The organism is Sphingobium chungangianum, from assembly GCF_977014255.1.
In genome coordinates this window covers 891,342-912,961 of sequence record NZ_CDRNIV010000002.1, presented here as the reverse complement: position 1 = coordinate 912,961, position 21,620 = coordinate 891,342, and the positions used below count along the sequence as shown (strand labels likewise).

Annotated in this window: 17 protein-coding genes and 1 riboswitch; of the genes, 7 read left to right on the top strand and 10 right to left on the bottom strand. The window is 63.5% G+C overall.

What is annotated here, in order from left to right; translation table 11 throughout:
* Positions 1-41 precede the first annotated feature (41 nt).
* From ACWNC0_RS04170 to cofH, 4 genes are all read right to left on the bottom strand, one after another.
* Positions 42-1,283 carry a CaiB/BaiF CoA transferase family protein gene (locus ACWNC0_RS04170; RefSeq protein ID WP_449469826.1) on the bottom strand — a complete coding sequence of 414 codons (1,242 nt, stop codon included), beginning with the start codon at positions 1,281-1,283 and terminating at the stop codon, positions 42-44.
* Between the two features lie 153 nt (positions 1,284-1,436).
* Positions 1,437-2,549 (bottom strand): helix-turn-helix transcriptional regulator, encoded by a 1,113-nt coding sequence (locus ACWNC0_RS04165; RefSeq protein WP_449469824.1) that lies wholly within the window; start codon positions 2,547-2,549, stop codon positions 1,437-1,439.
* A 50-nt stretch (positions 2,550-2,599) separates the two neighbouring features.
* Positions 2,600-3,475: an HpcH/HpaI aldolase/citrate lyase family protein gene (locus ACWNC0_RS04160; protein ID WP_449469822.1), complete on the bottom strand. Its 876-nt coding sequence runs from the start codon at positions 3,473-3,475 to the stop codon at positions 2,600-2,602.
* Positions 3,475-5,784: a 5-amino-6-(D-ribitylamino)uracil--L-tyrosine 4-hydroxyphenyl transferase CofH gene (cofH, locus tag ACWNC0_RS04155; RefSeq protein WP_449469821.1), complete on the bottom strand. Its 2,310-nt coding sequence runs from the start codon at positions 5,782-5,784 to the stop codon at positions 3,475-3,477. The genes ACWNC0_RS04160 and cofH overlap by 1 nt, the downstream gene beginning before the upstream one ends.
* A 243-nt stretch (positions 5,785-6,027) precedes the next feature.
* Here cofH and lptB point away from each other — a divergent pair, with 243 nt between their 5' ends.
* Both lptB and rpoN read left to right on the top strand, forming a co-directional pair.
* Positions 6,028-6,813 (top strand): LPS export ABC transporter ATP-binding protein, encoded by a 786-nt coding sequence (lptB, locus tag ACWNC0_RS04150; RefSeq protein ID WP_449469820.1) that lies wholly within the window; start codon positions 6,028-6,030, stop codon positions 6,811-6,813.
* Positions 6,814-6,864: 51 nt separating this feature from the next.
* Positions 6,865-8,373 carry an RNA polymerase factor sigma-54 gene (gene rpoN / locus ACWNC0_RS04145; RefSeq protein ID WP_449469818.1) on the top strand — a complete coding sequence of 503 codons (1,509 nt, stop codon included), beginning with the start codon at positions 6,865-6,867 and terminating at the stop codon, positions 8,371-8,373.
* A gap of 203 nt (positions 8,374-8,576) precedes the next feature.
* Here rpoN and ACWNC0_RS04140 read toward each other — a convergent pair whose 3' ends face one another.
* Both ACWNC0_RS04140 and mgtE read right to left on the bottom strand, forming a co-directional pair.
* The gene (locus ACWNC0_RS04140) at positions 8,577-8,975 is read right to left on the bottom strand and encodes a DUF1489 family protein (RefSeq protein WP_449469816.1); all 399 of its coding nucleotides are present in this window, start codon (positions 8,973-8,975) and stop codon (positions 8,577-8,579) included.
* Positions 8,976-9,015: 40 nt separating this feature from the next.
* The gene (mgtE, locus tag ACWNC0_RS04135; protein ID WP_449469815.1) at positions 9,016-10,449 is read right to left on the bottom strand and encodes a magnesium transporter; all 1,434 of its coding nucleotides are present in this window, start codon (positions 10,447-10,449) and stop codon (positions 9,016-9,018) included.
* Between the two features lie 157 nt (positions 10,450-10,606).
* Here mgtE and ACWNC0_RS04130 point away from each other — a divergent pair, with 157 nt between their 5' ends.
* The gene (locus ACWNC0_RS04130; protein WP_449469813.1) at positions 10,607-11,059 is read left to right on the top strand and encodes a peptidylprolyl isomerase; all 453 of its coding nucleotides are present in this window, start codon (positions 10,607-10,609) and stop codon (positions 11,057-11,059) included.
* A gap of 45 nt (positions 11,060-11,104) precedes the next feature.
* On the opposite strand, the gene ACWNC0_RS04125 is transcribed toward ACWNC0_RS04130, so the two are convergent.
* From ACWNC0_RS04125 to ppc, 3 genes are all read right to left on the bottom strand, one after another.
* Positions 11,105-11,761 (bottom strand): hypothetical protein, encoded by a 657-nt coding sequence (locus ACWNC0_RS04125; RefSeq protein ID WP_449469812.1) that lies wholly within the window; start codon positions 11,759-11,761, stop codon positions 11,105-11,107.
* A complete protein-coding gene (locus ACWNC0_RS04120) occupies positions 11,761-12,339 on the bottom strand; it encodes a hypothetical protein (RefSeq protein ID WP_449469811.1) in 579 nt (192 codons plus the stop codon). The genes ACWNC0_RS04125 and ACWNC0_RS04120 overlap by 1 nt, the downstream gene beginning before the upstream one ends.
* Before the next feature lie 249 nt (positions 12,340-12,588).
* Positions 12,589-15,285: a phosphoenolpyruvate carboxylase gene (gene ppc / locus ACWNC0_RS04115; RefSeq protein WP_449469810.1), complete on the bottom strand. Its 2,697-nt coding sequence runs from the start codon at positions 15,283-15,285 to the stop codon at positions 12,589-12,591.
* 226 nt (positions 15,286-15,511) lie between these two features.
* On the opposite strand from ppc, the gene ACWNC0_RS04110 reads away from it, so the two are divergent.
* Together ACWNC0_RS04110 and ACWNC0_RS04105 are read left to right on the top strand one after the other, a co-directional pair.
* A complete protein-coding gene (locus ACWNC0_RS04110; protein WP_449469808.1) occupies positions 15,512-16,966 on the top strand; it encodes a helicase HerA domain-containing protein in 1,455 nt (484 codons plus the stop codon).
* Positions 16,963-17,424: a low molecular weight protein-tyrosine-phosphatase gene (locus tag ACWNC0_RS04105; RefSeq protein WP_449469806.1), complete on the top strand. Its 462-nt coding sequence runs from the start codon at positions 16,963-16,965 to the stop codon at positions 17,422-17,424. The genes ACWNC0_RS04110 and ACWNC0_RS04105 overlap by 4 nt, the downstream gene beginning before the upstream one ends.
* A gap of 219 nt (positions 17,425-17,643) precedes the next feature.
* On the opposite strand, the gene ACWNC0_RS04100 is transcribed toward ACWNC0_RS04105, so the two are convergent.
* Complete coding sequence (locus ACWNC0_RS04100) at positions 17,644-19,746, bottom strand: malate synthase G (protein WP_449469805.1); 2,103 nt, start codon at positions 19,744-19,746, stop codon at positions 17,644-17,646.
* 110 nt (positions 19,747-19,856) lie between these two features.
* On the opposite strand from ACWNC0_RS04100, the gene ACWNC0_RS04095 reads away from it, so the two are divergent.
* Together ACWNC0_RS04095 and ACWNC0_RS04090 are read left to right on the top strand one after the other, a co-directional pair.
* Positions 19,857-20,750 (top strand): LysR family transcriptional regulator, encoded by an 894-nt coding sequence (locus ACWNC0_RS04095; RefSeq protein WP_449469803.1) that lies wholly within the window; start codon positions 19,857-19,859, stop codon positions 20,748-20,750.
* 184 nt (positions 20,751-20,934) lie between these two features.
* A complete protein-coding gene (locus ACWNC0_RS04090; RefSeq protein WP_449469801.1) occupies positions 20,935-21,114 on the top strand; it encodes a hypothetical protein in 180 nt (59 codons plus the stop codon).
* A gap of 211 nt (positions 21,115-21,325) precedes the next feature.
* Positions 21,326-21,572: riboswitch (cobalamin riboswitch) on the top strand.
* The last annotated feature ends 48 nt before the right edge of the window (positions 21,573-21,620 follow it).

Below are 21,620 nucleotides of genomic sequence, written 5' to 3'. Positions count from 1 at the left end.
TAAGCTCCGGCGGCCACATAAGAGCCGCCGGAGCCACCCGATCAGATGATCTTCGATTCTTGCAGTTCGGCGATGCGCGCTTCGTCATAGCCTAGTTCGCCCAACACCTCGGCACTATGTTCGCCAAGAAGCGGCGGCGCCCGGCGGATCGTCGCTGGCGTTTCGGACATATTGGCCAGCGGACTGGCGATCAGGTCGACCGTACCGGCCTCCGCCCAGGGATGCGGCGTCGTCACCCGAAGGCCGCGATGCTGGACCTGCGGATCTTCCCAAACCTCGGGCAGCTCATTGTAGCGCGCGGCGGGGATGCTCACCTCATCAAACTTCGCCTGAAGCTCTTCAGAGGTGAAGCCACGGCTCCATTCATTGATGATGTCCATCAACTCCAGACGGTTCAACTTGCCGCGCTTGAAATTCTCATCGAAGCGGGGGTCCTGATATAGTTCAGGCTGGCCCATTAGCACTGTCAAACGCCGCCAATGCTCGTCACCGCCAGCGGTGAGATACAGCATGCCATCCTTGGTATAGATGAGATCGGCGGGGCCACCGCCATTGCCGCCATTGCCAAGGCGCGGCGGGACCACGCCACTCAACAGATAATCCTGCATGATATGGCTGACCATCGCGACCGAACTATCCAGAAGGGCGATATCGACATGCTGACCCTCACCAGTCTGGTTACGATGCTGGAGTGCCGCCAGTATGGAAATGGCGACATTATGGCCGGTGATGAAATCGACGAGGCTAGGACCAGCCTTGAGCGGCCCGGCTCCCGGCTGCCCGTCCGGAATGCCGGTGACGGCCATCATCCCGCCCGTCGCCTGGAACAAACCATCATAGCCCGGCCGCGCAGCCATCGGTCCCGTTTGGCCAAAGCCCGTGACCGAACAATAGATAAGGCGCGGATTGATCGCCTTCAGGCTCTCATAATCCAGCCCGAACCGCTTCAGATCGCCCACCTTGTAATTTTCGATCAGGACGTCCGCAGTCTCTACCAGCTTGCGCAGGATTTCCTGCCCCTCAGGCTTGCTATGGTTCAGCGTGATCGATCGTTTATTGCGGTTAGCCGCCGTGAAAAAGCCCGCTTGGCGGACATTCATTCCATCTTTGCCCTTCACCTCGGCAAGACCATATACCCGGCCATCATCTCCAACGCCCGGACGTTCCACCTTGATCACGTCAGCGCCCAGGTCGCCCAATATCTGTGCGCCCACGGGGCCTGCGAGCACGCGGGTCATGTCGATGACGCGGATGCCTTCGAGGGCTGCCTTCTTATTGCTCATAGTCGCCTGCCCCTCCAAATTGATATGCGTAGCGTTGGGCGGCCCTTTATCCACTTTTCCGTCAAAGCGCCAGACGACAGGCCGCGAAACTTGCAGCCGAACGACGAAAAATCTGCTGTTTCAAAACAGCGGAAATGGCCAGATCGCACGCCATCATGCAAAGGGCGCCAGCCCCGTGAGGATCAGCCGCACCAGATCCGCTTGCCCCTTCGCCCCCGTCTTTTCATATATCCGCTTCGAATAATTACGCGCCGTCTCCGTGGTCAGATTAAGCTGCTCACCCGCACCAACGATGCTTTCGCCCAAACTCAGCGCGTGAGCGAGTGCCGCCTCGCTACCCGACAAACCATGCAGCGCCGCCAAAGTCCCGACCGCCGCCTGCGCAGGCTCGCGGCGGGCCATACGCACTATCCCGATCACGGCGGGCAAGGCGCACGGTTCACTCAGCGCCAGGTCCGACTTGCGCAGCAGCAGGTCGATATCCCTGCCATCGTCGATCCGGATTACCCGCGTCGCGCCGGGAGGTGCCGACGCTATTTCCGCGCAGGCCCGGTTAAGCGCATGGGTAGCTTCGGGCAACAACTGCAACCGCCGCTCCGGGCTTGGCCCCGGCTTCATCGTAAAGGCCAGCAGCGCCTCGGCCGCAGGATCAGCAGCCATCACCCGACCGCCCCAATCGAACGCCAGTTGCGCGACGCCCAACCGCGACAGCGCGCCCTGCGCCATGGCAACCTGCAATCGCGCCTCGATCAACGCCACCAGCGTCCGCAGCGCAGCGGCGAAATGCGGCACGATGCTCGACAGCACGGCAACGGCAGAGGCGGAAAAATCCTCCCGCTCTCTCACCAGCAGGAAATGTGCATCAGCCACCCCGCCCGCCGCCACACGCATCCATCGGCCATAGCGGATGTTCATTTCGTTCAACGCCTCGCGCTGCCGCACCAATTCATCCGCGTCATCGTAATTCAGCATCTCGTCCAGCGCATAGACGCGCCCCGGACGCAGCGATCCATAAGGATGCAGGCGCAACGCATCCAGCCGCCGGAAGTCCAAAGGCGGCTCCTGCGACGCGCGCGGCGCGGCGATGTGGATGACGGTCGGTTCCTGCTCAGGCATGGCATTGGCCAGAGAGATGATCAGAAAAGCCCGCCGCGCATAGGTGCGCCCCACCAGATTGCGGATGAAAGCGCCAAAAGGCGGGCTTTCATGAATACCGTCCACCAGAGGCAGGAACAGCTCATTCTGATCGGCCCAGAGAGAACCCATGCCCCCCTCTCCCATATGGGAGAGGGACCGTCAACCCGGACGGATCAGGCTCAACAACGAGCCAGCAGCGCCTGCGCCTTCTTAAGGTGAGGTCGGTCGATCATTTTGCCATCCAATGTCAGGACCCCCGCGCCGGGATTGGACGCAAACGCATCGACTACCGCCTGCGCCCGCGCAATCTCCTCTTCCGACGGCGTAAAGGCGGCATTGATCACCGGCACCTGGTCAGGATGTACCGCCATCATGCCCAGAAAACCGTCGCGCGCGCCGCGCTGCGCATAGGCCGCGAGACCATCCAGATCCCGAATCGCCGGATACACCGTCTCGATCGATGGCACATCGGCGGCGCAGGCCGCAAATAGCGTGAGCGCACGGGCTATCTCATAAGGTGGCGTATAGCTGCCATCGGCATGCCGCGCGGAAAGGGCGCCAATCGCGGCAGGCAAATCCTCTGCACCCCAGGTAAGGCCCGCCAGCCGATCCGGCACATCACCATATTCACCCAATCGGAAAATCGCCTTGGGCGTTTCCGTGGCGATAGGCAGGATCAGCACCCGATCGTCGCCCCGTTGGCGCAATCGCTGGTCCATATCCCTGATCGACGCGGCGCCCTCTGCCTTGGGCAACATGATCCCGGCCGGACGGCCCTCAATCACCGCGTCGAGGTCCGCATCGGTCAGTCCGCCATCGAGCGGATTCACCCGGACGAAAAGCATGACTTCGCTGTCCGCAGCCTCCTTCAGGAACGCCGCCACCTCTTCCCGCGCCCCCGCCTTGGCACCAATGGCAACGGAATCTTCAAGATCGAGGATCAGCGCGTCCGCGCCGCTTGCCAACGCCTTGCGCATCCGCTCGGGTCGGTCGCCAGGTACGAACAGCAATGATCGCAAGCGCCGCGACCGGGGGGTTCCAGTTTCATCGCCCATCAGGCGGCTACCTCCTGCTTGATCATGCCATAAAGCGTCGTGCGCTGCCGGGCGAAACGGCCCGCCGCCTCGGCGGTGCGGTGCATACGCTCCACATCGAAAAATTGCCCATGCGTGCCACCTGCCGCACGCGTGATCGACTCGTCCATCAACACGCCCCCTAGATCATTGACCCCCGCGCCGAGTGCAGCAATCACGCCCTCCTCGCCCAGCTTCACCCAACTCGCCTGAATGTTCGGGATGGCGCCATGCAACGCGATCCGCGCCACCGCCTGCATCAGCATCGCCTCGCGGAAGCTGGGGCCTGACCGTGCCTTGCCCTTTCGCCACATCGGCGCTTCCATATGGACGAAGGGCAGCGGCACGAACTCGGTAAAGCCGCCCGTCTCCGCTTGAAGATCGCGCACTACCCGCAAATGCCGCGCCCAGTGGCGATAATCGTCGACATGCCCGAACATGATCGTCGCAGTGCTTTTCAGGCCGACTCTATGCGCGGCGCGCATGACGGCGACCCACTCATCCGCCGACAGCTTGTCGGCACAGATGATCGCCCGCACTTCCTCATGCAGTATTTCGGCCGCCGTGCCGGGCAGGGTCGACAGCCCCGCCTCCTTCAACATCGCCAGATAGGGTTCCAGCCCCATGCCGAGCGTCGATGCCCCGTGCGTAATCTCCAGCGGGGAAAAGGCATGGACATGGATGCCCGGCGCCGCATCCCGCACCGCCTCCACAATCGACAGATAGGTGTGGCCGTCATAATCCGGATGGATGCCGCCCTGGAGGCATACTTCGGTCGCGCCCCGCGCCTGCGCCTCGGCCGCGCGACGCCTCACTTCGTCCAGATCGAGCCGGTAGGCAGGCCCCCGCAGCGCCTTCGCCGTCCCCTTGGAAAAGGCGCAGAAGCCACATTTATAGGTGCAGATGTTCGTATAATTGATGTTGCGGTTGATGACGTAAGTGACCACGTCACCCACGGCCTGGCGCCGCAATGCATCGGCGGCATCTATCACTCGCCGCACATCCGAGCCGGTAGCCTTGAACAGCGTGACGATCTCGCTCTCGTCCAGCCCCCGCCCCGCCGCCGCCTTGCCCAATATCGCATCGATCCGCTTGGCCGAAAGCGTCCGTCCGCCAAGTGGCAGCAGCGGCGGCGCCTCACCCGCTCCCGCGCGCCACCGCTCGACGATAGGCAGGCCCCGCGCATCCACCGCCCGCCGGACCTTCACCGCGATTTCCGGCTCCAGCCAACGCTCCGGCTCCTTGGCATAGACCGGCCCCACCGCCAGCCTTTCGGTCAGCACACGCCCCGCCGCCGTCGTCGCCGCGCTCAGCGCCATCAGATGCGGCCAGGGCGCTTCCGGGTTCACATGGTCGGGCGTTACCGGCGACACCCCGCCCCAATCATTGACGCCCGCGCGCATCAACGCCGCAAGGCCATCGGGCTGGAGATTGGGCGGCGCCTGGATGGTCATATCCGGCCCCAAAATCAAGCGCGCGGCGGCGACCGTCCACAGATGTTCTTCCAACGGCGGTTCGGCATGATCGGCCATCCGCGTATCCGGCTTAGCCCGGAAGTTCTGGATGATAACTTCCTGAATATGCCCGTGCCGCGCATGAGCGTCGCGGATCGCCAGCAACGCCTCGATCCGCTCCATCCGCGTCTCGCCGATGCCGATCAGCAGCCCGGTGGTAAAGGGCACCCGCGCGCGTCCCGCCGCCTCGATCGCCTCCAGCCGCACCGCCGGAACCTTATCGGGCGAACCATGATGTGGCCCGCCCTTTTCGCACAGCCGCGTCGCCGTGCTTTCCAGCATCAGCCCCATCGATGCCGCGACCGGCCGCAGCATCGCCAGATCAGCGTCACCCATGATGCCGGGGTTCAGATGCGGCAACAGGAGCGTCTCCATCAGCACCGCAGCCGCCGCCTCACGCAGATAGCTCAGCGTCGTGTCATGACCCAGCGCCGCCAGCCCATTCCGCGCCACCGTATAGCGATCCTCCGGCCGCTCCCCCAGCGTGAACAGCGCCTCCCGGCATCCCGCCGCCTCGCCCGCGCGCGCAATCTCCAGCACCTGTTCGATCGACAGATAGGGCGCCCCCGCATGGCGCGGCGCCTTGGCAAAGGTGCAATAATGGCAGACATCGCGGCACAGGTGAGTCAGCGGGATGAAAACCTTGCGCGAATAGGTGACGGTCGCCCCGAATGCGGCCAAGGTCATCGCCTCAGCCTGTTGGATCAACGACTCCACCGGCTGCCGGATCAGCGCATGCGCCCATCCCTCGGCCGCTCCGGCCTCTTCTATCCTCATTCCTCGCCTCTTATTATCCGCGTCGATTGCACAGCAGCGTTTAGCTTGACCCTGCAACCGGGTGGCACAGCTTTTACCGCCCTGACCCTTGCGGCCCACCAAATCAAGCTTTCGACGCCCTGGATGCCGAAATCACCGATTTTCCCCTTGCCCCGAGCGCCATCCCATGCACAAAGCTTGCCAATTGCCTCGGCCGCGCGAGTATTTTACTTGACGCTAACCATGTCGCAGCAAGGGTGAGTAATGGACGACGTCGTGATTCAGGATAGACAAAGCGCCAGCAGGCGCATCTCCGCGCAGGAAGTGAGCGACGGACTGTCCGTCGTCTCCATCGCCAAAAGCTATGACAAGCGCGCCGTCCTGACCGATGTTTCGCTGACGGTGGGCAAGGGTGAGGTTGTCGGCCTGCTCGGCCCCAACGGCGCGGGCAAGACGACCTGCTTCTATTCCGTCATGGGTCTTGTGCGCCCCGATCATGGCCGCATCATCCTTGACGGTGAGGACATTACCGGCCTGCCCATGTACCGCCGCGCGATTCTGGGCCTTGGCTATCTGCCGCAGGAAACATCCATCTTCCGTGGCCTCACCGTCGCCCAGAATATCAGCGCCGTGCTGGAACTGGCGGAGCCCGACAAGTCCTCCCGCGACGCCCGCCTTGCGCAATTGCTCGACGAATTCGGTCTCACCCGGCTCGCCAACTCGTCCGCCATGGCGCTGTCCGGCGGTGAACGCCGCCGCTGCGAAATCGCGCGCGCCCTCGCTGCCAACCCGTCCATCGTCCTGCTCGACGAGCCTTTCGCGGGCATCGACCCCCTGTCCATCGCCGACATTCGCGACCTGGTGAAGCAGCTCAAGACGCGGGGAATCGGCGTCCTCATCACCGACCATAATGTGCGCGAGACGCTGGAAATCGTCGATCGCGCCTGCATCATCTATGGCGGGCAAGTGCTCTTCACAGGCAGCCCGACTGAACTCGTCGCCAATGCCGAAGTCCGCCGCCTCTATCTGGGCGAGAATTTCTCGCTCTGAGATGACTGGCCCCCGCCCTTCCCTTCAGCATGACGGCAAGGGCTCCGGCTGATGGCGCTCGGGCCTCGTCTCGACCTGCGGCAAAGCCAGTCGCTGGTAATGACGCCGCAGCTTCAGCAGGCGATCAAACTGCTGGCCCTCTCCAATCTTGAAATCGACGCCTTCGTCGCGGGAGAGCTGGAAAAGAATCCGTTGCTGGAGACGGGCGGCCTCATAGACAACGCGCCCGCCGCCGATGGCATAGACGCGCAGATCGACCTTCCTGCGCTTGCCCCCGAAACCGGCGGGATCGATGCCCTGATCGGTCAGGGCCACGCCGAATCCGATGCACCGCTCGACGTCGATTATGGCGCGGAAACCTTCATCGACGACGGCCCCTCCGATCGCGCCGTCAGCGCCGTGGGATCAGGCGGCCACGACATGCTTCAGGGCGGCGGCGAAGCGATCGACTTCGACAGCTTCGCCAATCCCGAAATCGGCCTGCAAGAACATCTGATGGACCAGGCGCGCAGCGCGCTGGGCGGCATGGACCTGCTCATCGCCACGCAGCTTATCGGCCAGATTGACGAGGCGGGCTATCTGGAAGCCAACCTCCTCGAAACCGCCCACGCGCTGGGCGTCCCCCTCGCGCAGGCCGAACAGGTCCTCGGCGTCATCCACAGCTTCGATCCCACGGGCGTCGGCGCCCGCTCGCTCGCCGAATGCCTAGCACTTCAGGCCAAGGAAGCGGATCGATACGACCCCTGCATGGCAAAGCTGCTCGCCAATCTCGACCTGCTGGCCCGTGGCGCCATCCCCCAGTTGCGCCGCATCTGCGGCGTGGATGAGGAGGATATGGCCGACATGATCCGCGAACTGCGCGGCTATGATCCCAAGCCCGGCCTGCGCTATTCCACCGATCGCGCCGCGCCTGTGACCCCCGACATCTTCGTCAATCCGGCGCGCGATGGCTGGTCGATCGAAATCAACAGCGCGACCCTCCCCCGCCTGCTCATCAACCGCAGCTATTATGTCGAACTCGCGTCCGGCCCGCAAAACCGCGCGTCAAAGGCGTGGCTCGCCGACTGCCTCGCCAGCGCAAACTGGCTAGTGAAGGCACTCGACCAACGACAAAAAACGATCATTAAGGTCGCCACCGAAATCGTCCGCTGCCAGGAGGATTTCTTCCGCAAGGGCGTCGCGCACTTAAAGCCCCTGACCCTCAAGATGGTAGCCGAAGCCATCGGCATGCACGAATCCACCGTCAGCCGCGTGACATCGAACAAATATCTGTCCTGCCCGCGTGGCGTCTATGAACTCAAATATTTCTTCACCAGCGGCATCTCGGCGGCCAGTGGAGACGGCGCGGTTTCAGCTGAAGCGGTGAAAAGCCACATCAAGGCCCTGATCGCCGCCGAAGCGCCCGACGCGATCCTGTCAGACGACACGCTGGTCGACCTGCTCCGCGCCAAAGGCATGGACCTCGCCCGCCGCACGGTCGCGAAATATCGGGAAGCGTTGGGGATTGGGTCTTCGGTGCAGAGACGGCGGCAAAAAGCACTTCAAGGCAAGGCCGCGTAACGCAAAATCGCCCGTTCAAAGCGCCTCACCGCCTGCAAAACACACCCCTCCTCCGTTCGGGCTGAGCCTGTCGAAGCCCTTCACTTCTTCTTAGATGTGAGGTTTGAAAAGGAAGTAGAACCCTTCGACATTCGAACGAGACAAGTGGCTCGGTCGAACAGGGCGAACGGATGTTGCTTAGCGCAAATCCAACCCAAAACCCCTCAAACCAACCCCAACCGCGCCAATTCCCCCAACATCGCAGTCGGCATAGCGTCCAGATCATCCACCTCATCCGATCCCAAATCAGGCGGCGCATCCTTCCCCTCCAGATAGCGCCACCCCTGATGCGCCCGCTTCGGCGCACCCCGCACCGGGATCAGCCGGGGCTCCAGCCTGATCCAGAACCGCCCCTGCCCCGTTTCCTGAAATCCAATCAGCGGACTGCGCCCCACCAGCCTGTGCTGATGTATCCAGTAAAGCGACCCGCCCTCCATCTCCGTCACCCGCTTGGGCAAATAGCGCGTCGTCAGCCGCGCCTCTTCGCCATGACTTTCCAGCCAGGCACGCAGCGTCGCAGGGCTTTCACTGCCAAAGGCGATCTTGGTGAGATGAAGCGGCATCAGCAGAAGATGGGCGCTGAACGCAAACGGTCAAGCCCCGTCACAAACCCCAGATCGTGGCCAATCCCAGAAAGGAAAAGAAGCCCATCACATCGGTCATCGTCGTCACGAACACCGCCGAAGACACCGCTGGATCGATATCGAACCGATCGAGCGTCACGGGCACCAATATGCCCGCCAACCCCGCGACCAGATTATTGATCAGCATCGCCATCGCAATGACAAGGCCAAGGTCATGATTGCCGTAAATCAGCCCCACCGCGACGCCGATCAATATTCCCAGCGCCGTGCCATTGGCGCTCGCAATGCGAAACTCGCGCGCAATCTGCCGTATCGTGTTCGAACTGGTCAGCTGGTTTGTCGCCAACGCGCGCACGGCCACCGCCATGGTCTGCGTCCCCGCATTGCCGCCCATGCCGGACACGATCGGCATCAGCACCGCCAGCACCACATATTTCGAGATGGTGGCCTGAAACAGCCCGACTACCGAAGCCGCCAGCACCGCCGTGCCCAGATTCACCACCAGCCAGGACAAGCGCGTGCGCACCGTCTCCAATATCGGCTGATTGATGTCGCCCTCGCCCGCACCTGACAGGCGCAGGATGTCCTCGCCCGCTTCCTCGGAAATGATGTGGACGATGTCATCGACCGTGATCATGCCGACCAGTCGACCGCTCGCGTCCACCACGGCGGCGGAAATCAGCGCATATTTCTGGAAGCGTAGCGCCACTTCTTCCTGATCCATATCGACCGGGATCAGCGTCTGCTCACGCTTCATGACGTCCGCCATCGCGATGGAACGCGGACAGGTGAGTATCCAGCTCAACTGGCAGGTGCCGATCGGCTTATGCGCCTCGTCCACCACAAAGATTTCCCAGAAATCGGTGGTGAGGTCGCGATTGTCGCGCAGATAGTCGATCACCTGCCCGACCGTCATATGCTCGGGCACCGCGACCAAGTCGCGCTGCATCAGGCGGCCGGCGGATTCTTCCGGATAGGACAGCGCGTTTTCGATCGCGGCGCGATCTTCGGGCTCCATCGCATCGAGGACAGCCTGCTGATCGGCCTCCTCCATGTCCTCGATGATCGCGACCGCGTCGTCGGTGTCCAGTTCGGCGGCGAATTCAGCCACCTGCTTGGGCTCCAGCGCATCGAGCAGGTCGTCGCGGACATAGTCGTTAAGCTCGGACAGCACCTCCGCGCCGACCAGATCGCCCAGCGCCGCAGCTACTTCCCCGCGCCGGTCGGACGGGGTAAGTTCCAGAAGGTCGGCAATGTCGGCGGGGTGCAGCGGCGACACCAGTTCGCGCGCGCGATCGCGGTCCTCATCCTCCACCGCGTCCAGCACGGCGGAAACAAAAGCGGGCTTTAGCCGATCATCCTCGTCATGACGGGATTCGGGCTGTTCAACGATCTTGTCGTCAACAGGCAGTTCGTCCGGCCGGGGTTCGGCCATATCGGCTCGCTCGCTCATCGCGTCCCCTACTGTCCGGTTCCTGTAACATTCGGCTGCTTTTGCTCATGAATGAATTAAAAGCAATGCCCCAAAGATTGATTGAGGCGCTTCCATCCCCGCCCCAACGCTCTATATGGACCAACATTTCCCCACTCCCCCTCAAGAGGAGATTTCCATGGCCGACGAAACGCTCACCCTTACCCTCGACAGCGGCGGCGACGTCGTGATCAAGCTGCGTCCCGATCTGGCGCCCGGTCACGTCGAACGCATCTCTCAGCTCGCGAAGGAAGGCTTTTACGACGGCGTCGTCTTCCACCGCGTCATCCCCGGCTTCATGGCGCAGGGCGGCGATCCGACCGGCACCGGCATGGGCGGATCGAAGCTCCCGGACATCAAGGCTGAATTCAGCCGCGAACCGCATGTCCGTGGCGTCTGCTCCATGGCCCGTTCGTCGAACCCGAACAGCGCGAACAGCCAGTTCTTCATCTGCTTCGACGACGCGACTTTCCTCGACGGCCAGTACACCGTTTGGGGCGAAGTCACCTCCGGCATGGAACATGTCGACGCCCTGCCCAAGGGCGAACCGCCCCGCACGCCGGGCAAGATCCTGAAAGCCGCCGTTTCCTGATATAAGGCGCAAGGGCGAGCGGAGCCATCTCCGCTCGCCCCGATATCATCGCGCCGCTGAAGCGTTGTTCCCGACCTCAGCCTCACCCTCAACCGGCGCAACATAAGCCCCGATCGTCTCGATATGCCACCGCCGGTCAGACTCGCTCGACCCCGGCACGTCATTGACGCGGCGCAGCGTCACCTGACGCAGCATGTACCAGGGCTTCCCATTGGCCGCGAGCCGCCCGTACACCTGCACCGGCACCGTCACATAAAGCGACCCCGCCGCGCCCTCCATCTCACTGGGCGCCCCGACATGCGCATGGATTTCGCTGAAATTGCGGAAGCGCCGGGCAAAGGCCTCGTCATCCTCCGCACCAACCGCGCCTGTCTGGTTCCAAAGGTCTTGCGCATCGTCGAAGCGGCGTTCTTCCAGTAGGCCATAATAGCCCTGCACAACCTGCGCAGCGCCCTGCGGCCCCTTGGGATCGATCGACCCTTCCTCGATCGGCGCGGCGTCCGGCGGAAGGCCACCCGGCGTGCCCGGTTCAGGCGGCCTCAGCGGCTCCAGCGCGGCCTGCGCCTCGGCGCGGAAGCTGTTTTCCACCTGCGTCGCATTGGCGCCATTGGCGAGATTGTCGATCGCGCTTTCCTCCCGCCCGTCACAGGCGGCGAGCGAGAGGCATGCGATAAGCGTTACAGCGCCCCACCCAGCCCGCATCAGCGACGCAACGTCCCGCGCCAGTGATTCCCATCGGAACTGCCATTGCCGGAGTTGGAACCCGAACCTGAGCCTGTTCCCGACCCGGATCGGCCGCCGCCCCAGCTCCCGCGCGGACTACCCGCGCGCGGCTGGCTCTGAACTGGCGGAGGAGCAGCCGTGGCATCATTCCGGTCCCGCCCGCGCCAGCGCCCATCTCTCGCGGGGCGTCCATCGCGATAGAGTCGGCCATCTTCCGGCCGCGCCAAACTGCCGCGCCAATGATCGCCTTGCTGCCCGCGTCGGCCTTCCCAATAACGGCGCTGATCATCATTCCAGCGATGGCGGCGTCCGCCCCGGTCAAACACATAATAGCCGCTGCCGGGATAATAATAATCCCCGTACCAACCATAGCCGGGGCCATAATAGCCCGAACCATAATAGCCGGGACCATAATAATCGTCGTAATAGCCACCGCCGTAATAGCCTGATCCCACGCTCACGCCGCCATAATAGCCGTCATCATAGGCGCAGCCGCCCAGTGCCACCGCACCGGCAAGGCTAATCGCAGCCAGAAACTTCTGTCCGGACCACGTCATTGCCTTTCTCCTTTTCTCCAATACAGACAGGGTAACGTCCGCAGGTTGAATTGGTTGTGAATGAAAGCCAGACTCTGCTCGTCGCGTGTCGGCATTCATGTTCATCCGACCTTCATCTCATTGGATAGATTAGCATTTCGGACAGCGGGCGCTCGTCCAGGCGCCCATTCTTATCGGCTCGCGCCTCCCTTCAAGGGGAGGTCAGGGGTTCGGGGCGGCATGGACTGCAGTCGTCCCGAATTCCCCTGCTCATCCACTGTTGCGCAGCGCCGTGGCGATCGCGTTGATCGACAGCTCGATCCCTTCCTTGATACGCGGATCATCCTCCCCGCCGCGATGCCGCTTCATCAACTCCACCTGCAACAGATTGAGCGGCTCGATATAGGGCAGCCGCAACCGGATCGATTCATCCAGCTTGGGATTCTTCTCCAGCAACCGCGATTGCCCACTCGCCGCCAGCAATCCGTCATGCGTCAGCTGCCACCCCTCGCGAATACGATCGAAAATCGCCCCACCCGCCGCCTGATCCTCGACCAGCGGCAGATAATGCGCGGCAATCCCCAGGTCCGACTTCGCCAACACCATCTCCAGATTGGCGAGCGCCGATTGCAGGAAGGACCAGCTCTGCGCCATGTCCGCCAACAGCGCCTGGTCCTTGAACGCCGCAAACGCCTGCCCCATGCCATACCACCCGGGCAGCATGACCCGCGCCTGCGCCCAGCTGAACACCCACGGTATCGCCCGCAAATCCTCGATCCGCGTGCTCTTAGTCCGGCTCGCGGGGCGCGACCCAATCTTCAGGCCCGAAATCTCTTGGATCGGCGTCAGTTGGCGGAAGAACTCCTTGAATCCCTCCGTCCCGTAAACGAGGTCCCGATAGGCCGCGAAAGCCGTCTTGGACAGCTCGTCCATAGCCCCCGCAAAGCGCGCAGCATCCCGGTCCGAAATCCCTTCCGGCTCCAGACTGGCGAGCAGGGTCGCGCTCGTCATCGCCTCCAGATTGGTCATCGCGACGTCGCGCGTGCCGAACTTCGCCGCGATCACCTCGCCCTGTTCAGTGATCCGGATGCGCCCCTGCACCGTGCCACGCGGCTGCGCCTGTATCGCCGCGAAGGATGATCCCCCACCACGCCCCACCGCGCCGCCCCGGCCATGGAACAACTGCATCCCCGTCCAGCCATCCTCGAACACCGGGGCCAGCGCCTTGCTCGCCTGATAAAGCGACCAGGTGGAGGTGATATAGCCGCCATCCTTGTTGCTGTCGGAATAGCCGATCATCACTTCCTGATGACCCCGCTCGCGCACGACGCCCGCAATCTCGGGCAGCCCAAAATAGGCCGCCATGATATCCGGAGCCGCCTCAAGGTCGGCAATCGTCTCGAACAACGGCACCGCCATGATCGCCGCCATTGCCGGGCCGCCGTCCTTCCCCGCGCGCCACAACCCCGCTTCCTTCAGCAGCAGGTTCACTTCCAAAAGGTCCGAAACGCTCTCCGCCTTGGAAATGATGTAGTGGCTGATGCAGGCAGGCCCGTAAGTCCTGTGCGCATCCGCCGCCGCCTGCACGATCGCCAGTTCGGACGCCGTCTCTTCGGAATATTCCGAAAAGCGCGACCCCAGCGGCCGGTTGCTGGCCAACTCCTCGCGCAGCAAGGCAACCCGAGCATCCTCGTCCAACGCGGCATAATCTTCCGCCACGCCCCCAACCTTCAGCAACTCGGCAACGACGCGTTGATGCACATCGCTATTCTGCCGCATGTCGAGCGTCGCGAGGTGAAAACCAAACGTTTCCACCGCCCGGATCAACCGCCCCAGCGCCCCGCCGGTCGCCAAAGCGCCGTCGCCCTCACTCGCCAGCCCCTGCGCCACGGTCACCAGATCGCGCCGCAAATCGCCCGGCAGCGCATAGGCCTCGCCCGTCAAGCGCGAAGGACGCGGCGGCTCCTTCCCTACCAACGCCCGATAGGTCGCCGCGAGCCGCGCATAAATACCCGAAAGCGCACGGCGATAAGGCTCATCCCCCCGGCTAGGCGAGCTATCCCCGCTCGCTTCCGCCAGATCCAGTACCGCCTGCGGCACATGCGCGAGTTCCGTCGATAACGACAACTCCGCCCCCAACGCATGCACCGCATCCAGATAATAGGCCAGCGCCGCCTCACACCCGCGCCCCAATGCCGACCGCAACTGCGGCGCCTGCACGAACGGATTGCCGTCCCGGTCCCCGCCAATCCAGTTCCCCACCCGCAGGAAGCTGGGCGGTCGGCCTCCCAGCACCCGCTCCCACCGCGCATACAACGCAGGCAGCACCGGCAGGAAAACGTCGCGGAAATAGGTCAGGACATTGTCGATCTCATCCTGCACGAACAGCTTCTGCCGCCGCAAAGGGCGCGTCTGCCACAGCAGAGCGATTTGCCGCGCGATCGCCTCGTCCAGATTTTCGCCATCCTCCGTCTCGCCATGCCCCGCATCCTTCAGCAGCATCAGGTCGGCGATACGGTTCTTATGATCGATCATGCTCTTGCGCCGCACCTCGGTCGGGTGGGCGGTCAGCACCGGCACGATCAGCGCATGATCGAGCAGCGCCATCACGGCATCACGGCCAATCCCATGCGATTCCAGCCGCTCGATCGCCGAAGCCACATCGGCATCCGGATCAGCCGCCACCCCCTGCCGATCCTCGGCCAGATTGGCGAGCATCGAAAACAACATGAACCCGCGCACGAACGACAATGTGTCGTCCAGGCTGAGCGCCTCCAGCCCGGTATCCACCACATCCGCGCCATGGATGCCCCGCGCCCGATCAACCGACGCCGATCGGATATATTCCGTCTGCCGATAAAGCCGCTCGCCGCCATAAGCCCGGATCACATCGCCAAGCAGTCGGCCAAGATAACGAATGTCCGGATTTTGCGTGACCGGAGGAACAGGGGATGAAAGAGTCGCCATATGCCAGACGCTGCATCGCAACAATCGATGGGTCAAGCGGAACCGCGCGCCAGCTCTCGCCCCTCCGCCGCACACCCACCCCACCCCGTTCGGGCTGAGCTTGTCGAAGCCCCTTACTCCCTTTGAAGAAAAGAAAAGCCCTTCGACAGGCTCAGGGCGAACGGAGGAGTGAGACATAGCCACACCACCCTTGCGCGAATCCCACCGCATGGGCCAAAGGACATATGTGACCGCCACCATCAGCATAGGAACCGACGGCAACGGCAACCCCGTTCCGATCGACGTAGAGGAATTGCTCGCCACCCGCCTGCTCGTTCAGGGCAATTCGGGTTCCGGCAAGTCGCACCTCCTCCGCCGCCTGCTGGAGGAAAGCGCCGCCCTGGTCCAACAGGTCGTCATCGACCCCGAAGGCGATTTCGTCACGCTCGCCGATGAATATGGCCACGTCGTCATCGACGCTGGCGATTATAACGAACGCGAGATCGTCAAGATGGCCGCGCGCATCCGCGAACATCGCGCCTCGGTCATCCTCAGCCTCGAAAGCCTCGAACTGGAAGCGCAGATGAAATGCGCCGCGACCTTCCTCTCGACCCTGTTCGACGCCCCGCGCGACCATTGGTATCCCGCCCTCGTCGTCGTGGACGAAGCGCAGATGTTCGCCCCCGTCGCCGCCGGAGACGTCTCCGACGAAGCCCGCCGCCTCTCGCTCGCCGCCATGACCAACCTCATGTGCCGTGGCCGAAAGCGCGGCCTCGCTGGCGTCATCGCCACCCAGCGCCTTGCCAAGCTCGCCAAGAATGTCGCGGCCGAAGCGTCCAACTTCCTGATGGGCCGCACCTTCCTCGACATCGACATGGCGCGCGCCGCCGACCTGCTCGGCATGGAGCGGCGTCAGGCCGAACAGATACGCGACCTTGAACGCGGCCGCTTCCTCGCGCTCGGCCCCGCCATCTGCCGCCGCCCCGTTGCGGTGAAAATCGGGACGGTCAAAACGAGCACCCGCGGCGGCACCCACAAGCTGATGCCGCCCCCCACCGCCGCGACCGAAAATATGCAGGAACTGCTCTTCGCCAGCGCGGGCGAGGACGACGCGCTTCCCCCTCCTCCGCCCCGCGCCGAACCGCCGCCGCTCCCCGCCGAGGAACTGATGCGCGCTCTCGCCGCTGCGCCACTCGCCAAGCCCGCCGCGCCCGAACTCGACTTCGGCCAGAACGAACCCGTCGTCATCGCCGTCCTCGAAGAAATCGTCGCCGACCTCGGCGATGCGCAGCCCAGCGTCGCCAGCCTCTATCAGGATTTTGGCGTCCGCTGCCGCATGAAGGGCATGCGAACGCCCCCGCTCGACCTCGCCGCCTTCCGCAAGCGTTTCGCCATGGCGCAGGCAGGCATGTTCGACGCCGCCGACCCGCGCTGGGACGACGCGATGAAGGCCGCCCAGCCGCTGCCCGAAGACATGCTCGCCCCCTTCCTCCTCATCGCCCGCGCCGCGATGCAGGGCCTGCCTTGCCCGGACGACACAGCCCTCGCCCGCGCCTATGGCACCAGTTCGCCGGGCCGCGTCCGCCGCCTCATCGACTATATGGAAAAGATCGGCGTCATCGTCGCCCGCACCGACTTTGGCGGTCGCCGCTCGATCGGTGTACCGCAACTCGGCCTCTCGACGGCAGCAGCGGAAGGATGAGCGTCTCCATCCTCTTCGTCTGCCTCGGCAACATCTGCCGCTCACCGCTGGCCGAAGCCGCCCTACGCGCCGAAGCCGAAAAGGCTGGCCTACCCATCAAGGTCGATTCAGCAGGAACCGGCGACTGGCACGTAGACTGTCCGCCCGACAGCCGCGCCCAGGCGGTAGCCCTACGCAACGGCATCGACATATCCACCTATCGCGGCCGTCAGGTCTCGGTCCAAGACTTCCACAGCTTCGACCACATCTTCGCCCTCGATGCGGAAAACCTCAAAAACCTCCGCAGCATCCGCCCGTCAAATGGCACCGCCGACCTCCGCCTCCTCATGGACCTGATCCCCGGTCGCGAAGGCACCAGCGTCACCGACCCCTATTTCGGCGAGGATGAAGGCTTCGATGAGACATGGGAGGATGTCACAAGGGCAGCCCGCGCCCTGATCAAACACCTCCAAGGCTAATTTTCACGCGGAGACGCGGAGGCAAACCGGCCCGCGCGGCGCATCCGTCAAAAACGTCGCATCCAACGCGAAGCCAGTAAGACGCACCTGCTCCCGTCACACGCACCCTCTCCGCGTCTCCGCGTGAAATAATCTTCGCGCAGAGGCGCAGAGCAACACCAGCGCAAAACCCTCTGCGCCTCTGCGCCTCTGCGCGAAAACCAAAACCCGAACGGCTGTTCAAGCAGGCATCTTCACCCGCGCCCGATAGGCGTGCAGCAGCGGCTCGGTATAACCGTTAGGCTGCACCACGCCCTCGAACACCAGCGCCCGCGCCGCCTGAAACGCCAGACTGCTTTCCTCCCGCCCGCTCATCGGTTGGTACAGCGGATCGCCCGCATTCTGCGCATCGACCTTCGCCGCCATCCGCCGCAGCGCCGCGTCAACCTCGTCAGCCGAACACACCCCATGCAACAGCCAATTGGCGATATGCTGCGAAGAAATCCGCAACGTCGCCCGGTCCTCCATCAGCCCCACATCATGAATGTCGGGCACCTTGGAACAGCCGACGCCCTGATCCACCCAGCGCACGACATAGCCCAATATCCCCTGCGCATTATTGTCCAGCTCATCGCGAACATCCTGCGCCGACCAGTTCACCCCCGCCGCCAATGGGATCGTCAGCAGCGCGTCCAGCCCACCAACCGCTTCAGCCTTCCGCTCCTCCTGCCGGGCAAAAACATCGACCGCATGATAGTGCGTCGCGTGCAAAGTCGCGGCAGTCGGCGAAGGCACCCAGGCCGTATTCGCCCCCGTCATCGGGTGCCCGATCTTCTGCTCCAGCATATCGGCCATCCGGTCCGGCGCCGCCCACATGCCCTTGCCGATCTGCGCCCTGCCCGACAGCCCGCAGGCAAGCCCGATCTGCACATTGCGATCTTCATAAGCCTTGATCCACGCCGCGCTCTTCATCTCGCCCTTGCGGATCATCGGCCCCGCGCGCATCGACGTATGGATTTCGTCCCCCGTGCGATCCAGAAAGCCGGTATTGATGAACACGATCCGGTCCCGCACCGCATGGATACAGGCGGCGAGGTTTGCCGAAGTCCGCCGCTCCTCATCCATCACGCCAACCTTCAGCTGATGCCGCTCCAGCCCCAGTAAATCTTCGATCGCATCGAACAGCTCGTTGGTGAAGGCGACCTCTTCCGGCCCGTGCATCTTGGGCTTCACGATATAGATGCTGCCCGCCCGGCTATTGACGAAACGCCCGTTCCGCCGAATGTCGTGCAGGGCGATCAGGCTGGTAACGATCCCATCCAATATCCCTTCCGGCGCCTCGTTCCCATTGGACAGCCGCACCGCAGGCGTCGTCATCAAATGCCCGACATTGCGCACGAACAGCAAAGACCGTCCCGGCAAGGTCAACGCACTTCCATCAGGCGCGACATAGGAACGGTCCCCACTCAACCGCCGCGTCATCATCGCGCCATTCTTCTCGAAACTGTCCTCCAGATCGCCCTTCATCAGGCCGAGCCAGTTGGCATAGGCCGCGACCTTGTCCGCAGCATCCACTGCCGCAACGGAATCCTCCAGATCGCAAATGGTGGACAGCGCCGATTCCAGCACAACGTCCGCCAGATGCGCCGGGTCATCCCGCCCGATCGGATGGCCTGCGTCGATCACCAGCTCAATATGCAGCCCGTTGTTACGAAGCAGGATGTTATCCCCTGCCCGTCCGGCAAGTTGCGCGGGGTCGCGCAAGACCGGCGTGCCACCCGCCCAATCCGCCCAACTTCCCTCCGTCAGAGGAACCGCCCGATCCAGAAACGCCTTGGCCCACGCAATCACCTGTGCGCCGCGCGCCGGATCATAGCCCTTGCCCGCCGCCGCGCCGGGGATCGCATCGGTCCCGTACAGCGCATCATAAAGGCTGCCCCAACGGGCATTGGCCGCGTTCAACAGGAACCGCGCATTGAGTATAGGCACCACCAACTGCGGCCCCGCCAAGGTCGCCAGCTCTGCATCCACCCGACCCGACCCGATGGAAAAAGGCGCGGGTTCCTGCACCAGATAGCCGATCTGGGTCAGGAAAGCCCGATAAGCATCCGCATCAAAGGGCCGCCCCGCTTGCTCGCCATGCCAGCTGTCGATCTGCGCCTGAATAGCATCGCGCTTTTCCAGCAGAGCCGCATTAAGCGGCGCAAACCGCGTGAAAATCGCAGACACGCCCTGCCAAAATGCCTCCGCCGCGATCCCCGTCCCGGGCAGGACTTCCCCGTCGATAAAGCGCGCCAGCTCGGCGGCAACCATCAGGCCCGATTTCTCGATCATGCCGTCCATGGGCAGTTCTCCATCCAAAATACTGTGACGAAAGCCTATAGACCCCTCTCCATCCTCGCACTAGACAACAAGAACTCAAAGCATCTGTTCCTCACAGGAAAAGATCATCGATGGATCCCGATTATCTTCTCTTCGCCCGCGCGGTGGATGCAGGCAGCCTTTCGGCGGCAGGCCGCATATTGAACATCTCGCCTGCCATGATGTCGAAACGCATCTCCCGGTTGGAGGCGCGCCTCGGCGTCCGCCTCATCCATCGCACCACGCGCCGCCTTGCCCTGACGGAGGAAGGCGCCAGCCTGCATCGCGACCTGGTCGCCATCCTCGACGCCATCCATCAGGCGGAGCAACGCGTCACCAGTCGGCACCGGAGCGCGTCCGGGCGGCTGCGCATTTCGGCTCCCACCTCCTTCGGCCGCCTGCATGTGGCGCCCCATGTCGGCCGCTTCCTGGACCTCCATCCGCGCGTCGATCTCGAACTCAACCTGTCCGACGCCTATGAAGACCTGCTCACCGAGCGCATCGACGTGGCAATCCGCATCACCAGCGACATTCCTCTCCATCTGGAGGGACATCATCTCGCCACCAACCGCCGCATCCTCTGCGCCAGCCCCGCCTATCTTGCCGCGCATAGCATTCCGGACAAGATCGCCGACCTCCCCCGCCACCGCCTGCTCGCGGCCGATGGACAATTGCCATGGCGGCTGGTGAATGGCCGCGCGCGCAAGCTGATCGATGGCCAAAGCCATGTCCGCACCAACAGCAGCGAAATCGTGCGCGAACTCGCCCTTACCGGGGTCGGGATCGCCTTGCGCTCGCTCTGGGACGTGGGCGACCTGATCGCGGAAGGCAGCCTCGTCCGCGTCCTCGATAGCTGGGAAGGCCCCGCTGACCTTGCCGTTCACGCCGTCCACCCCCGCGCCGCAGGTCGTCCCGCCGCCGTAGACGCCTTCATCGGCTTCTTGCGCGACACCTTCCGCGATGCATCGTGGAACCGGGGCGGCTGATAGCAAGAAGCCCCTTAGCGCCATCCGCTCAACTGCTTGAAAAGCGCAGAAATCCCTTCCTGAAATCATTTGCAAGCAGGCTGTCAAAAAACAGAAGCTTTCCGGCGTTAACCTGCGTAATGGCAGCGGGAAACAGGCCGATGTTATCGTTCGAGCCATAAGAAATTGAGAGAGGATAAGGGCCATGCGCCCCAATGACGCATCACATTTTTCCGCCTGCGCCGCCCAGGAAGCGCGGCAGGCCAGGGAAGCCCGCCTTCGCGGCGCAGACCAGGCCACCATCGCCCTCCACAATGAACGCGCCGTCCGCTACCAAGCCATGGCGTTGCGCCTCCAGCGAGAGCGTGGCGCGACGCTGAACTGATTGCCAGACCCCATCCCCTCTCCCCTTCAGGGGAGAGGGTGCCGAGCATAGCGAAGGCGGGAGAGGGGAACGCAAAGCACGACCGCCGCTCCCCTCTCCCCAACCCTCTCCCCTGAAGGGGAGAGGGAGCAAGTTACCTCACCCCACCCCCCTACCCACCCCCCTTGCCCTACCCCCACAGCTCCGCTATCCCCCCGTCACCCGGGCAACCCCCGGGCATGATCGCGCCGGTGCCTCGAAAGAGGCTTAAAAGGGAACATGGTAAAGGAGGCATCCGCCTCCCCAAGCCAAGGCTGTCCCTGCAACTGTAAGCGGCGAGCGCGATGCACATCGCCCCACCTCATAGGCGGGATGGGGCAAGTCACTGGGCCGGACGCTAAATCCTGCGAGGCCCGGGAAGGCCGTGCATCAAGCGATGACCCGCGAGCCAGGAGACCTGCCAGCGTCTGGTCGCTCTTGCCTTGGTCCAGGGGATGGCCGCGGCACGGTAGTTTCCGTCTGAGCGA